Origin of the sequence: Enterobacter sp. Bisph1 (genome assembly GCF_000814905.1) — a bacterium.
Lineage (GTDB): Bacteria > Pseudomonadota > Gammaproteobacteria > Enterobacterales > Enterobacteriaceae > Kosakonia.
The window spans coordinates 1-13,716 of sequence record NZ_JXAG01000046.1; the positions used below are offsets into that span (position 1 = coordinate 1).

Genomic DNA, 13,716 nt, shown 5'->3' on the forward strand with positions numbered 1-13,716 from the left:
CACCTGCCCGCCGATATCAGCCGTGGTCTGCGCGGTCAGCGTCACATCGCCTTTCGCGGTAATAGTGGAGCCGGTGCCGCTAGTCAGCGCGCCGGCCTTGACGTTCAGGGAATCGTCTGCGGCAAGGGTGCCGCTGTTCTGTACCCCATCGCCGGAGGCAGCAAGCGTCTGCCCCTGCAGTGTGCCACTGTTATTCAGCGTCGAGGTGGTGGCGATGAGACTGCCTTTTGCCGCTACCGTCCCCTGGTTATCCAGTTGGGTGGCCGTAAGCCGGGTATCGCCTTCAGAGAGCAGCGAACCGCTGTTGTGCAGCACATCGCCGGTCACGCCCAGCGACTGGCCCTGTAATGTTCCGCTGTTGTTCAGCGTGGTTGTCGTGGCGGTCAGGCTGCCTTTCGCCGCCACCGTGCCCTTGTTATCAATCTGGTCAGCGCTGATCTGCGTGCCGCCACCAGTGATCAGTTGCCCCTGATGAGTGACGGTCTGTGCCGTCAGTACCGCACTGCCTGCTGCATTGGACCGGGTGTTGGCATCGCTGGTCAGCTGTTTCCCGTTAAGCGCCATGTCGCCGCCGCTGGTGAGTGAGCTGTTCGCCAGCGAGGTATTGCCGTTGCTGCTGAGCGTCAGTTTTCCGTCCGCAGCCAGCGTGGCGTTATTCAGCGCCACATCCTGCGCGCTGTTTACTGCGATATCACCCCCCGCTTTATGGCTGCCGGTCAGCGTCACGCCGTCGCCCTTCGCCGTCAACGACCCGCTGGCGACACTTTCCCGAACGGTCATTTTTCCGTTCGCGTCCAGGGTGATATCGCCCTGCCGCGCGGCCAGGTTGCCGAGGTTCACCCCCACGCCTTTTTCCGTGGAGACCAGGTGAATACGGTTGGCATACATCCCGCCGAGCGCCCCGGTATCAACTGCCACCACAGGTGCCGCACCTTCGCCGGCAATCGCCGTTGCTTTGCCGCTGGCATCCACCCGGTTGGCACCGGTGGTGACGGTTAAATCTTTCGCATGAATAGCGGCATTGACTTCGGTGGCGCGGGAAATCAGCGACAGTGCGTCGCTGCCGCTGGCATTCAGCCCCTGGCCTTCGACGGTAATGGTGCCTTTTGTCACTTCGAGTGATGAGAGGTTGCCCGCGGCATCAAACTGCGGTTTGCCGGTGGTCAGCGTCGCGTTCGGCGTATTGATAAACCCGCAGCCGTTACAGGTGATGCCATACGGGTTGGCGACCATTACGTTCGCGGCTTTACCCGCCACTTCGGTATAGCCCTGCAACTGCGAGCGGCTGCCGCCCGTCACTTCGTTGATAATGCCCTTCGCTTCCTGCCCGGCACGCAGGTTGGGGTTGTTCTGAATAAGCCCGCCGAGCTGGGTCTGCGTCAGTTGCCCGGTGGCGTTGTTAAGAATGAGCCCCTGCTGGCCGACGTTGTACTCGTTAAACTGGTTGTGCGAGATGCCCGCGCCGTTCGGCGCGGCGATATTGACCACCGGCACGCCGTTACCGGCTTTGTCCATGGTGGTCGGGCCTGTCGGCGTAATGGCGGCGGCAAAGGAAGGTGCGACGGGTTGCCACACCAGCAGACCGATAATCAGCCAGCTGAGTGCGCGCTGCGTGAAACGAACCGGTTTATCGGTATTCATTCTTTTCTTCCTTTAAAAAATGACAGCCATGCGCCAGTTAACAGTGAGATGATCGGGGCCAAGCCAGTCCGGGTAATGCAGCGGCGTACCGACAGAAACCTGGCTGGCAAACCAGCGTCCGCTGCTGCTCAGCCCTGCCGCCGCGCCCCATAGCGTGCCCGCAGCCTGGTTATCGAGAGGGTCTTTTTCCAGCCAGCCGCCATCGAGCGCTGCCGTGGCGCTGATTTGCCCGAGCACCGGTAGCGTGAAGAGGGCATAACTGAGTTCATTGCGCCAGTAACCGCCGTTGTCGCCGGAGATATACTGTTCTTTAAAACCGCGCACCGAGCTTTCACCGCCGAGCGTCAGGCGCTCGCTACCGTAGAGCCGGTCCGGCGACCACTGGCCATAGAGGCTGGTGAGCCATAACAGATCGTTAGTGACCGGGCGCTGAAAGCTGGCGCTGAGGCTCCATTTGCGAAACTGCGCACGCGGCACGTCGCCGGTTTTATCTTCGTCGGTCTCGCCGTTGAACCACGGCATACCGTGGCTCCAGGTCGGGTTAAAGGTCGCCACGCCGCCCAACATTTTTTGCGTGTGGTTAATACCAAGTTGCAGGCTGGAGAGATTGCGCGTGCTGCTGGTAAGCGGTGCGTCGTTGAGCCAGTTGCGCGATGAGCGCTGCGTGATGCCGCCGCTGAGCGCGGTTTTGATATCGCCGTTGCGGAACACCACGCGTGAAAGATTCAGGCGGTGGGTTTTTGTGTCGCCGGTGGAAATCCACGGGAAACCCCGATTCAGAATGGTGGTGCGGTAGTTACTCCAGGCGTAGCTGTAGTCCAGCAGGTTATAACCCAGCGGCAGGCTTACCCCGGTCTGAAAGGTTTGTGCGTCGTAACCGGTGGCGAAATCACTGCTGCGCCCGCCGCTGACAAACCATTTATCCGCCAGACCCAGCAGATTATTGCCGCTCAGCGAGCCGTTTAATTGATCTTCGCCGGTGCTTTTCTGCCCGCTGTTATCCAGCGACACGCTGGCACTTAACGGAAATTCTGGCGTGGCGGTTAAATTGACAATCGAATAACCGGGCTCAGTATCCGGGACGATTTCTATCTGAACGGGATTATTGCGCAGGCGGTTAATCTGCTCCATGCCCTGTTCGATATCCCGCAGATTGAGCACCTTTCCTTTCAGCCGAGGAAAGACCATGTTCAGCATATTTGGCGATTCACCGTTCAGGCGGATATCACGTAATTTTCCTTCCATTACTACAATACGTAATTCGCCCTGTGATAAGTCTTGCTCGGTAAGAAAGGCGCGGCTGGTAATATATCCCCGGCTGATATACCAGTCAGATATTGCGGTAGTGAGTTCGGTGATGTCCGCCATATTCAGGCAGCGATCCTGCCAGGGCGAGATCAGTTTTTGCTGCACTTTTGCACTGATTAGCGTCACGCCGGAAAGCATAATGGCGTGGATAGTAAAACAGGGGCCGCCGCTCTGCGAAGCAGGCGTGCTCTGGCCTGCGCGCGGCAGGGGCGTGCTGCGCTCCAGTTCATCGCGCTGCTGCTGGTTCTGGCGTAACAGTTGTTCCTGCTGCTGACGGACGGCATCACGATCCGCCGGAGATAATGGCGCAGCCTGCAATGTCGCCGTCACAAATAATAACAATACCGCTAAATAGCGCATGTTTACCCATCTCTGAACAATGCAAACGTCACCCAGCACTAATAATTTTGCTTAGGTAAATGGTAATGAGGATTTTTAAGTATTTTCCTATGGGATTAAGGTAAAAACAATAATTATGCTGCAAATAGATAATTGCCATTAAAATTTAACTTTAGTTTTGGATATATCCCAAATTAATTATTTCGTACGGGTAAAATCCTCAGAAAGCCGCAAAAATAAAAAACATCAGGTACTGCACACTCTTATTCACGACCTCTGGTTATTATTCATTTCGCAATCATTCAATTAAACCCGTTGTTATTTAATTTGATGGACGTCATATTTAAACCTTAATACAAACTTATTATTTAGCGTTCGGATAGTCGCTCGCTAATGGCGCGAGGCGGTAAATATTCCTTGCCCGGTCTTCATGCCGATGGACATGCGTGAAAGGAGGATTAGCAGAGAAACGGTGTGCGGAGAGGTGCAAAAAAATACCCCACCCGCGTGACGCGGGCAGGGTATCGGTGGCTATCTTAAATAAAGTAAGGACTTATTAAAGAGTAACACCGTGCTGGATCGCCAGCGCGGACAGCCCACCGGCAAAACCCTGGCCTACCGCTTTAAACTTCCATTCTGTGCCGTGGCGATACAGCTCACCAAACACCATTGCGGTTTCCGTCGACGCGTCTTCGGAGAGATCGAAGCGCGCAATCTCGGTGCCGTTGTCGTAATTGAAAACGCGCATATAGCTGTTGCTCACCATACCGAAGTTTTGTTTACGCTCTTCTGCTTCATAAATGGTAACGGCGAATACCAGCTTTTTGATATCGGCGGAGATATTCGCCAGCTGGATTTTGACCTGTTCGTCATCGCCATCCCCTTCACCGGTACGGTTATCGCCCTGATGCTCGACCGCGCCATCAGGGCTGGTTTTATTGTTAAAGAAAATAAAATGCGCGTCAGAGAGCACTTTTCCATCTTCGCCCACGGCAAAAACGGATGCGTCCAGGTCGAATGCCTGACCATCGGTAACGCGTGCATCCCAGCCCAGGCCAACCATGGCAATATTCATGGTTGGCGCTTCTTTGGTTAACGATACGTTACCGCCTTTTACAAGAGAAACTGCCATTTTTAGCTCCATCTAACCGTTGAATTTGAGCTGCGGGCACAGCCCAACATTAAAATGCAACGCCCTGTCAGGAGGCGTTAATACCGTACTGCGCACAGACGGATCCGAGGCCACCGGCATAGCCCTGGCCTACGGCGCGGAATTTCCACTCGGCGTTGTGGCGATAGAGTTCACCGAACAGCATTGCGGTTTCAGTAGACGCATCTTCCGACAGGTCATAGCGCGCCACTTCGTTCCTGGTATCGTCGTTGACCAGACGAATAAACGCGCCTGCGACCTGACCAAAACTTTGACGACGCGCCAGCGCATCATGGATGGTGACCACGAAGATGATTTTGTCGACGTCCGCCGGCACCGCATCGAGTTTGATTTTCAGGGATTCATCATCACCGTCGCCTTCACCGGTACGGTTATCGCCCGTATGGGTGACCGAGCCTTCAGCGGAAGTGAGGTTGTTATAAAAAATAAAATCCGCATCGCCGCGTACCTTACCGTTGGCGGCCAGCAAAAATGCGGAAGCGTCGAGGTCGAAATCCTGACCGTCGGTAGAACGCGCATCCCAGCCCAGACCAACCAGGACATTTTTCATTGACGGGTCGGCTTTGCTTAGCGAGACGTTGCCGCCTTTAGAGAGAGAAACACTCATAAATCACCTCTTCGAGAAGTAAGGGGTTTGGGTTTAATAATCGGGAGATTAATTCTGCTTTTTGTCTTCTGAGTTATCGGGGAATATCACGCTGGCAACGATGCCCAACGCCAGCACGCCCAGCACCACATACAGGCTGGTGGTCGCGGCGATACCGTAACCGTGATGCCAGATATGATCCGTCGCGTTTAGCCCGAGTTTGATGGCGATAAAGAACAACAGCGCAATCACGGCTTTTTCCAGATGAACGAGATACTGCTTCAGCGCTTCCAGAACGAAATAGAGCGTACGCAGGCCGAGGATGGCAAACATCATGGCGCTATAGACGATCAGCGGTTCGCGGCTGACGGCAATAATGGCGGGTACGGAGTCGAAGGCGAACATCACGTCGGAAAGCTCAACCACCGCAACGCAGAGGAAAAGCGGTGTGGCATACAGCGCCGCTTTCTTTCCGCGGCCAATGGTCACGTCGCTGTTCTCGGGTTTCGCCAGCTCCGCATCTACTTCTTTTTGTGTCAGCAGGAAATCGTGACCTTTAAGTTTCGGCCAGATGGGAAAAAAGCGTTTCACCATGCGGTACGCCAGGTGTTGGGAATAGTCCTCAAGCTCATCACCGTCATCGCCACTTTTCAGCATCATCACCGCGGTCCAGGCGACAATCAGGGCAAAAACGATTTCCACATACGGCCCGAGGCTCAACAGGCTGGTCCCGATAGCGACAAAGATCCCCCTGAAAAAGATGGCACCGATAATGCCCCAGTACAGCACCCGGTGACGGTAGCGATCCGGTACTGAAAACCATGAGAAAATAGCCATCATCACGAACAGGTTATCGACGGACAGCACTTTCTCAAGCGCGTAGCCGGTAATAAACAGGCTGGCGACTTCTTCGCCATGGTGCATATAGAGGAAACCGGCAAACGCCATCGCCACTACAACCCAAAAGACGGACCACAGCGCGGCGCTTTTCAAAGCGATAGGCCGATCGCTGCGGTGCATAAATAAGTCAATGCAGATGGCACCGACCGACAGCGCAACAAAAACGAGGACTGTTTCAGTCGGAAAACCGATGGATGTTGAAACCATAGCGTACCTTCAGGAATATCATTAGAGGGCGAATTCGGCCGGTTCAAAGCCCAGTGAAAGGGCAATTTCACGCGCGGCATGTTGCTCATCGGCATCAAAATCACCGTCGCTTTTCGCCACGGCGATACCGACGCGCAGCGCCAGTTGGGCGGCTTCAGGCTGATCTTTTAACGCCAGGATGTATTTCATCGCTTCGCCTTTGCCAATCTCGACGTCGAATTCGAAGCTCGCCACCAGCTTGTTGAAAAATTCGATTACCTCGCTGGTATCGAACACTTTCAGCTCTTCAGAGGCGCGCAGGAAGCTCATCATTTTTTGCTTCTCCTCCGCACTGACGCCATCGCTGGAAACCGCAATGCGAACGCATACGGCCACCGTGCCCTGCATAAATTTTTTGTTTTTGAAACGCCCGACCTGGCGGGTCAGTTCTTCGCGGCCAGAATTCAGCGCGCCTTTCACTTTGTTGAAAAAGCTCATCTTTACGTCCTTACCAGGATTGTTATTTTGAACCGGCGCTCCAGCGGAATCCCCAGCCAAACGCCCGGTCCAGTTCAGCCTGGCCTTTGAAATACTGGTTAATGCGCTCAACCTTGATGGTGCCGTTTTCATTCACCAGCCGGGCCACAGCACACAGCGTGCGGCGGTTTTCACCCTCAGTGAGACAGGTTTCAATCGGCGGCTGATCCGGGATGTGAACGGTGACGACGCCATTGGTCTTATCCCAGCTCGCCACACCTTCGTAGATAAAGGCGTAGATCAGCACTTCATGGATCCGTTGCCATTCGCGGCCGTTGATATGCAGCCATTCACCCTTCGAAACATCGCCGGTGCGATCGTCGCCCTGCAGCTGAACGTAGGGCTTATCGCGGTAATTCCCAAAGGCGTTACCCAGCGCCTGAATGACCGTTTTATAGCCGTCCTGCAATTTCACAAACGCGCCCAGATCCAGATCGATCCCTTTCTGGCCAAACATGCCGAACAGACCAGCGTTACCTGAACCGCGCTGCCAGTTAAGGTTGATGCGGATCTCACCGAAGTTATCCCGCTTGATCAGGCTGATGGCGGGCTTCTCTTTGGTCAGGGAAACTTTGCTGAGGTTGATTTTTGTTGCGGCGACCGGCGGCGTAACCACCGGTGGGACGGCGGCTGGCGGCGCGACGGGAGCAGGTTCGTCGGCGATATTCACGCCGAAATGCTCCGCCAGCGGCTTAAGGCCCCCATTGAAACCCTGGGCGATAAAGCGGAATTTCCACTCCTGATTGCGGCGATAAAACTCGCCGAGGATCAGCGCAGCCTCCTGACGCCCTGAGAGATCAACCAGGCCGCTGACCAGGCTTGTCGCCCCCTGCTCCACCTCAATGGATAAGTTACGCAGCGCGGAAACGGTCTGGCCGCCGTCGCAGGTCACGGTAAAAGCCACTTTTTGCACATCGGTGTTCAACTGATTGAGACAGACCGTAAAGGTGGAGAACTGCCCTTCGCTGGCGAGGCTAATTGAGCCGTCATCGTTACGCGGCTGGCCGTAAAAGACCATATCGGCGTCACCCTGTACTTTCCCGTCGGCGAAAAGGCGGAATGCGGCAGCATCAACCGCGCCGCCGGAAGTGACACGCACGCGAAGCTGCTGGGCTGGAACGGAGGCGTTTCCTCCCGGTGCCAGGTTCATGAGCGTACAACCGTCGCAACGATATCCGCCTGCATATCGTCAATGGTGCGCCCGCGACAGGCGTGACCATGGGCGGTGAAATCCCAGTTGCCGCCGTTTCGGCACAGCGAGGCAATCACAATGCCGGTATGGGCACCCTGCTCGGTGAGCTCATAGCGCGCCTGCTCTTTTCCAGACTGATCGACCACCCGGCAGAAGGCGTTTTTGACATCGTTGAAGCTCTGCCCGCGAAAGCTATTCACGGTGAAAGCGAGATATTCCACCCTGGCGGGCAGACGGGTGATATCAACCTTAATGACTTCATCATCACCGTCGCCTTCGCCGGTAAGGTTGTCCCCGCTGTGCATCACTGCGCCGCAGCTTGAATGCAGTTTGCGAAACCAAATGGTGTCAATTTTATTTCCGCCGCTGTCCATCAATACGCAACCGGCATCGAGATCGATAGAGTTATTGCCGCTCAAGAACCCCATAAGGCCTTTTTTCTTAATCGGATCCCAGCCGAGGCCAAAATGCAGCTGATTTAATGAAGAGGATTGTTTGCTAAGAGATACCGTCTGGTTTTTACTGAGGGAAACCATATTCAGTCCTTTAAAGGGTAATTAGCGGGGCTATCTGAGGCATTATTTAACGCCGGGAAAGAAAATCATATCATGATGAAGTTCTCTCTTAAGGTAAATTCAAACAAGGATATGTTTAGCACAGGAAAACAATTATAAAGTAGTGAAAATAAGGTTTTTAACTGATTGAAAATTTTTGGCTTTTCATCGTTATATATAAAGAAAAAAATTATGCCCCATTCTTTTTAATAAATGGCATCTTGCTAAACACCCAGGAATTACACCGCATAATTCTTTTCATCTTTACTCTTTTTTAATCCCCCGGATAGATATAAAACATGAATAATAATATTTGGCTGATGGAAGGTTTGTCATCACAAAAGCAGATTATTTCGCACATTAAACTATTTTGTGAGCAATTCCATTTCCCGGTAACGGTTTTTGCTTCCCATCGAAATAAGCGCCACGAGATCCTTTCTGTTTCTGATTATTGCTTAATAGAGCCAAGAAATTCAGAAAATCGTCTGCAATTTATCCGCGATAATATTGCGAAGTATGGCATTAACACCCTTCACGCCGGTACCCATCGTAAGTGGTTCGCCGAGAATCGTGCGGCGATCGAGGCGTGTGGCGTGACGTTAACGACCGGCGCGATGGATGCCAGCAGTCTTAAGCTTGCCGATGATAAAGCCGAATTCGCCGATGTGATGGCACACCACGCGCTCCCGGTGGTGCCGAGCTGGCGGGTGAATAGCCACGCAGAACTGCAGGCGTTTCTCGCGGCTCCGCCGTTTAATGACAGCCCGGTCTGTGTAAAACCGGTGGCCGGTATTTATGGCATGGGTTTCTGGCGCTTTGATGAAAACGCCAGCCCAATGGCGCTGTTTAATAACCCTGATAACCGCATCGTCCAGCCGCAGCAATATCTTGCCGCCCTGAGCGCCAGTACAACATTTACGCCGCTGGTTGCCATGCCTTATCTGCCCGGCCCGGAATACTCCGTCGATATTCTGGCCGATAACGGGGAGGTCCTTGCGGCCGTGGGCCGCCGTAAAGAGGGGGCAATGCAGTATCTCGTTAACGAAGGTGAAGCCGTTGAACTGGCCTGTGCCTGCGCGCGCATTATGAAAGCGGACGGCCTGGTAAATGTTCAGACGCGAAACGACAACCGGGGAAAGGCGCAACTGCTGGAAATCAATATGCGTCCCTCCGGCGGCATCGGGTACATCCTGCACAGCGGTGTCAATTTACCAGGTTTATTTGCCGTAAATCGGCTCGGGCTGATGTCTAAAGAAAAGATCATGGAGCACGCAAAAACCGCCTTTTATCCGGTGAGCGTAAGAACCGTTACCGACGCGATTATCTGTCCAGAAAGCCTCGCTAACAGACTGAATGAAGGATGAATGATGTCTTTGCACAAACAACAGGATGTTTTTTGTCGCACCCTTTCCGGCGGCACTATTCAGGTTAACCGGGAGCAGGGAGAGATTGCCCTTGCAGACTTGTTCGAGATTGCCGAGAGACGGAATCCAAAGCGGGCTTTCCTGTTCGTCAGTAAGGTGCTTGGTCGGCACATTCCGGTAGCGCCTTCGGTTATGCGCCAGGCCTATCGGCAGCTCGCCAAACGCTTCCCCGCGACCCTGCCCGGCCCGGTACTGTTTATCGGTCTGGCGGAAACAGCGGTTGGGCTTGGGGCGGGCCTGTTTGACGAAGTTCATCCGCGCTTTGCCGAAGCCGTTTATCTCACTTCAACTCGCCATCCTGTCGACGGCGAAATGCTGTGCGAATTTAAAGAGGCGCACAGCCACGCCACCGATCATCTGCTCTATCTGCCCGATGATAGCGAATTGCAGCGCCAGGTTACCCAGGCGCGTACCCTGGTGATGATTGATGACGAAGCGACAACCGGTAATACCTTCCTCAATTTACTCTTGGCGCTGATTGCCACGGGCAAGCTGCAACAGCTGGAGCGGGCGGTCGCCGTTACGCTCACAGACTGGAGCAATAATGCGCTGGCAGAACGTTCACCCCTGCCCGTCACGTCCGTTTCGCTGGTAAGCGGCCAGTGGCGCTGGGCACCCTTTCCCGATGCGCCAGTACCGGTTATGCCCGCGGTGAATATCACCGCCCGGGGAAAATGGCCGATCGCCGCAAAACAGTCGTGGGGACGCAAAGGGATGTGCAAATCTACCGACGATTTGGGCGCAGAGGTTACAACCCTATGCGATGAGCGGGTGCTGGTGCTGGGCACCGGAGAATTTGTCTGGCAGCCTTTTCTGCTAGCCGAGCGCCTTGCGGCAAACGGCGCGCAGGTTCTTTTCAGTGCGACTACCCGCTCGCCGATAGCGCCAGGGCATGCCATCCAGTCGGCGCTGGCCTTTAGCGATAACTACGGCCTCGGCATTGCCAACTTCCTCTATAACGTCGTCCACCAGCGGTTCGATCGCGTCTTGCTCTGTACCGAGACGCCCGCCGCGAGCGTGGACCGTCATTTGCTAAACGCGCTGGCTGAGATAGCCCCGGCGGTGGAGATTATTAGCTATGAATAAGCCCGTTGTACTGAGCGATCTTGATGACACGCTTTTTCAGACCCGCCGCAAGATGGTGAATGAACTGGCGCTGGAGCCCTTTCGCACCGGTGCGCTGGACCGGTCTATGCAGGCCCGCAGTTTTATGACCGAGGAACAGGCGATGTTCGTTGACTGGTTGCTGGAACATGCTGAACTCATCCCCGTCACCGCGAGGGGAACGGAGGAGATGCGCCGCGTGCAGATAGCTTTCCGCTCCTGGGCGGTAACAACCCACGGCGCGGTGATCCTGACGCCTGCGGGCGAGGCCGATAAACAGTGGCAATCCCATATGCTGCAGGCGCTGACGCCTTACCGCGAGAAGCTGATTGCCCTGCAGGGCGCTATCACCGCGCTGCTCGAGGCTCGCGGCATCAAAGCCTGGGCCAGGCTCAATTACGAATATGATGACACGCCCGTTTACCTGGTGATGAAGCACACGGACAGCACCCGGCTTGCCGAACTCAACGCTATCGCCGATGAAATCGATACGTTATTGCCATTGGAAGGGTTCTATATGCACCGTAACAGCAATAACGTGGCCTGGCTTCCCAACCCGGTTGATAAAGGGCTCGCGGTACGCTGGCTGCTCGACAAACTGCGGGCCGAGCGCGGCGTTTTCCCGCTGATGGGTCTGGGCGATAGCCTTAGCGATCATCGTTTTATGAAGCTGTGCAGCTGGTACGGCGTCCCTCATCAGAGCCAGTTCGCCGACGCTATCGCTAAGCGGCTGTTTGGAGAAGAATAAATGCAGCCGAATCACGTCTTTTCAGGCGCTTACTTACCCGGCGATGTTGAATTTCTGCTTCAGCCCATCACCATGGATATGACCTCCATCGCCGATAAAGAAGCGCTTATTCAGTCCGGCGAGAAGCATTATTCCGACATGCTGAGTCAGGAGCCAGCTCCTGAACAGTGGCACCTTGATTTATTCGCCCGCGCGCTGGATAGCGGCGCAGAAAGGCTCGCGCGTGACGTCGCGCAACTCGCCCTGACCCTTGCTCAACGCCAGGAGGATGAGCCGGTCATTCTGGTGAGCCTGGTGAGAGCGGGCGTACCCCTGGGCGTGATGCTGCACCATGCGCTGCGGGACAAAGGAATAGCCTCTTTTCATTACGGGATCAGCATTATCCGCGATCGCGGTATCGACACCACAGCGCTGGGGATAATCGAACAGCGCCACGGCTGCAAAGGTATTATTTTTGTCGATGGCTGGACGGGCAAAGGGGCTATCGCGGCTGAGTTGAAACGGTCGCTGGATGGGCGGGAAGGTTATCCGCCGCAGCCGCGCCTGGTGGTGCTGGCGGATCCTTGCGGTAGCGCCTGGCTGGCGGCCAGCGATGATGACTGGCTTATCCCGTTTGGCATTATGGGCGCGCCGGTATCCGGGCTTATCTCGCGCTCGGTCTGGTCGGCAAAGGGCCTGCACGGATGCGTGGTGTGCGATCACCTGCGCGAGTTTGAATGCAGCCGCATGCTGGTGGACACGGTATCTCATTTTCGTACCCGGCTGCCTGCCGCTTCTTTACGGCCGCTGGAAGGGGACGAAGAAGCTCGCCAGGGGCTGCAGCAAACAAGCCGCGAGGTCATCGCCTGGCTTGCGAAGACCTTCTGCGTCGATACGGTTAACCGCATTAAACCCGGCATCGCCGAAGCGACAAGAGCGGTATTACGGCGCGTGCCGGATCATGTTTTTGTTCGCACCATTGACGATGCGGACGTCGCGCTGCTGGTCGGTCTGGCGCGAGAAAAAGGGATTGCCGTGAGCGAAATGGGCAATCGTCTCGGCCCGTACCGTGCCGTCACCATTATCAAAAAGGTGCGCTGATGAATCATCGACTTTCACCCTGGCGCCTGGGCGCGACGCTGTATATGCCGGCGACCAGAGAGGATATCGCCGACGCTGTGCTACACGGTAAGATCCCCGGGCTGCGATCGCTGGTTATCTGTCTTGAGGATGCCGTCAGCGAAGCCGATATTCCCTCGGCTCTCGGCAATCTCGAACAGGTGCTAAAAGAGCTGAATCACGCCCGCAAAAAAGCGGGCAATAGCGCGTGGCCGCTGGTGTTTATTCGCCCCCGTCACGTCGAAATGGGTAAACGGTTAATTGACTACTTTAATCTGCACGCCGTAGATGGCCTGGTATTACCGAAATTTACCTTACAGGCGCTGCCGGTGTGGTGGGAAATGATGGGCGACACCCACCTTTGCCTGATGCCGACCCTCGAAACCGAAGAGGTGTTTGACGTGATACAGATGCGCAGCCTGGCAAGCGAAATCGTTACCCATCCCTGTCGTGCGCGCATTATCGCCCTGCGCATCGGCGGCAACGACCTGATGAACGTTATCTCTCTGCGTCGGCCCCGCAACCTGACGCTGTATGACAGCCCGCTGGGCTATATCATCAAAATGCTGGTCTCGGTTTTCGGCCCGCATGATTTCGCCCTCACCGCGCCTGTCTGCGAACATATTGACGATCACGCCGTTTTAACCCGTGAACTGGCCCTCGATATGGCGAACGGGCTGGTAGGTAAAACGGCCATCCATCCGCAGCAGATTCCGGTGATAGAACAGGCGCTAATGGTGACCCAGGGCGAGTATTCCGATGCGCTGCGTATTCTCAACTCAACCCAGGCGGTATTCAAATCCCAGGGCGCGATGTGCGAGCCCGCAACCCACCGCCGCTGGGCAGCGGGGATTTTAGAGCGCGCCAACGTGTATGGATTGCTTAGCGAGCACAGCGCGGAAGCGATCAGATGACACTCTCCCCGGCC

13 protein-coding genes are annotated in these 13,716 nt (G+C 55.3%); 5 read left to right on the forward strand and 8 right to left on the reverse strand.

Annotation, left to right across the window (positions count from 1 at the left end; genetic code table 11):
• The 8 genes from RW65_RS15110 to RW65_RS15145 all read right to left on the reverse strand — a co-directional run.
• On the reverse strand, window positions 1-1,641 hold a 1,641-nt coding region (locus RW65_RS15110; protein WP_039057613.1), incomplete at its 3' end, for a filamentous hemagglutinin N-terminal domain-containing protein.
• A gap of 12 nt (window positions 1,642-1,653) precedes the next feature.
• Window positions 1,654-3,309, reverse strand: a complete 1,656-nt coding sequence (locus RW65_RS15115; protein WP_039057614.1) for a ShlB/FhaC/HecB family hemolysin secretion/activation protein — start codon at window positions 3,307-3,309, stop codon at window positions 1,654-1,656.
• A gap of 535 nt (window positions 3,310-3,844) precedes the next feature.
• Window positions 3,845-4,420 carry a TerD family protein gene (locus RW65_RS15120; protein WP_039057615.1) on the reverse strand — a complete coding sequence of 192 codons (576 nt, stop codon included), beginning with the start codon at window positions 4,418-4,420 and terminating at the stop codon, window positions 3,845-3,847.
• 67 nt (window positions 4,421-4,487) lie between these two features.
• Entirely contained in the window at window positions 4,488-5,066 is a 579-nt protein-coding gene (terD, locus tag RW65_RS15125) for a tellurium resistance membrane protein TerD (protein WP_039057616.1), read from the reverse strand.
• Between the two features lie 48 nt (window positions 5,067-5,114).
• Complete coding sequence (locus RW65_RS15130; RefSeq protein WP_039057617.1) at window positions 5,115-6,152, reverse strand: TerC/Alx family metal homeostasis membrane protein; 1,038 nt, start codon at window positions 6,150-6,152, stop codon at window positions 5,115-5,117.
• Window positions 6,153-6,173: 21 nt separating this feature from the next.
• Window positions 6,174-6,629, reverse strand: a complete 456-nt coding sequence (locus RW65_RS15135; protein ID WP_039057618.1) for a tellurite resistance TerB family protein — start codon at window positions 6,627-6,629, stop codon at window positions 6,174-6,176.
• Between the two features lie 22 nt (window positions 6,630-6,651).
• Window positions 6,652-7,818, reverse strand: coding sequence for a TerD family protein (locus RW65_RS15140; RefSeq protein WP_039057619.1), 1,167 nt, complete (start codon window positions 7,816-7,818; stop codon window positions 6,652-6,654).
• Entirely contained in the window at window positions 7,815-8,396 is a 582-nt protein-coding gene (locus RW65_RS15145) for a TerD family protein (protein ID WP_039057620.1), read from the reverse strand. The genes RW65_RS15140 and RW65_RS15145 overlap by 4 nt, the downstream gene beginning before the upstream one ends.
• Before the next feature lie 317 nt (window positions 8,397-8,713).
• On the opposite strand from RW65_RS15145, the gene RW65_RS15150 reads away from it, so the two are divergent.
• Genes RW65_RS15150 through RW65_RS15170 form a run of 5 tightly spaced genes read left to right on the forward strand, consistent with a single transcriptional unit; the run spans window position 8,714 to window position 13,702 of the window.
• Entirely contained in the window at window positions 8,714-9,778 is a 1,065-nt protein-coding gene (locus tag RW65_RS15150) for an ATP-grasp domain-containing protein (protein WP_039057621.1), read from the forward strand.
• A gap of 3 nt (window positions 9,779-9,781) precedes the next feature.
• Window positions 9,782-10,924, forward strand: coding sequence for a phosphoribosyltransferase domain-containing protein (locus tag RW65_RS15155; RefSeq protein ID WP_039057660.1), 1,143 nt, complete (start codon window positions 9,782-9,784; stop codon window positions 10,922-10,924).
• On the forward strand, window positions 10,917-11,690 hold the full coding sequence (locus RW65_RS15160; RefSeq protein ID WP_039057622.1) for an HAD family hydrolase: 774 nt from the start codon (window positions 10,917-10,919) through the stop codon (window positions 11,688-11,690). Before RW65_RS15155 ends, RW65_RS15160 begins: the two co-directional genes overlap by 8 nt.
• Window positions 11,691-12,770, forward strand: coding sequence for a cysteine protease StiP domain-containing protein (locus RW65_RS15165; RefSeq protein ID WP_039057623.1), 1,080 nt, complete (start codon window positions 11,691-11,693; stop codon window positions 12,768-12,770).
• Window positions 12,770-13,702 carry an HpcH/HpaI aldolase/citrate lyase family protein gene (locus RW65_RS15170; RefSeq protein ID WP_039057624.1) on the forward strand — a complete coding sequence of 311 codons (933 nt, stop codon included), beginning with the start codon at window positions 12,770-12,772 and terminating at the stop codon, window positions 13,700-13,702. The genes RW65_RS15165 and RW65_RS15170 overlap by 1 nt, the downstream gene beginning before the upstream one ends.
• Window positions 13,703-13,716 lie beyond the last annotated feature (14 nt).

Bases quoted from the DNA above. Each gene is read 5' to 3' on its own strand.
- RW65_RS15115 (WP_039057614.1), bottom strand. From the start codon at position 3,309: ATGCGCTATTTAGCGGTATTGTTATTATTTGTGACGGCGACATTGCAG.
- RW65_RS15120 (WP_039057615.1), bottom strand. From the start codon at position 4,420: ATGGCAGTTTCTCTTGTAAAAGGCGGTAACGTATCGTTAACCAAAGAA.
- terD (WP_039057616.1), bottom strand. From the start codon at position 5,066: ATGAGTGTTTCTCTCTCTAAAGGCGGCAACGTCTCGCTAAGCAAAGCC.
- RW65_RS15130 (WP_039057617.1), bottom strand. From the start codon at position 6,152: ATGGTTTCAACATCCATCGGTTTTCCGACTGAAACAGTCCTCGTTTTT.
- RW65_RS15135 (WP_039057618.1), bottom strand. From the start codon at position 6,629: ATGAGCTTTTTCAACAAAGTGAAAGGCGCGCTGAATTCTGGCCGCGAA.
- RW65_RS15140 (WP_039057619.1), bottom strand. From the start codon at position 7,818: ATGAACCTGGCACCGGGAGGAAACGCCTCCGTTCCAGCCCAGCAGCTT.
- RW65_RS15145 (WP_039057620.1), bottom strand. From the start codon at position 8,396: ATGGTTTCCCTCAGTAAAAACCAGACGGTATCTCTTAGCAAACAATCC.
- RW65_RS15150 (WP_039057621.1), top strand. From the start codon at position 8,714: ATGAATAATAATATTTGGCTGATGGAAGGTTTGTCATCACAAAAGCAG.
- RW65_RS15155 (WP_039057660.1), top strand. From the start codon at position 9,782: ATGTCTTTGCACAAACAACAGGATGTTTTTTGTCGCACCCTTTCCGGC.
- RW65_RS15160 (WP_039057622.1), top strand. From the start codon at position 10,917: ATGAATAAGCCCGTTGTACTGAGCGATCTTGATGACACGCTTTTTCAG.
- RW65_RS15165 (WP_039057623.1), top strand. From the start codon at position 11,691: ATGCAGCCGAATCACGTCTTTTCAGGCGCTTACTTACCCGGCGATGTT.
- RW65_RS15170 (WP_039057624.1), top strand. From the start codon at position 12,770: ATGAATCATCGACTTTCACCCTGGCGCCTGGGCGCGACGCTGTATATG.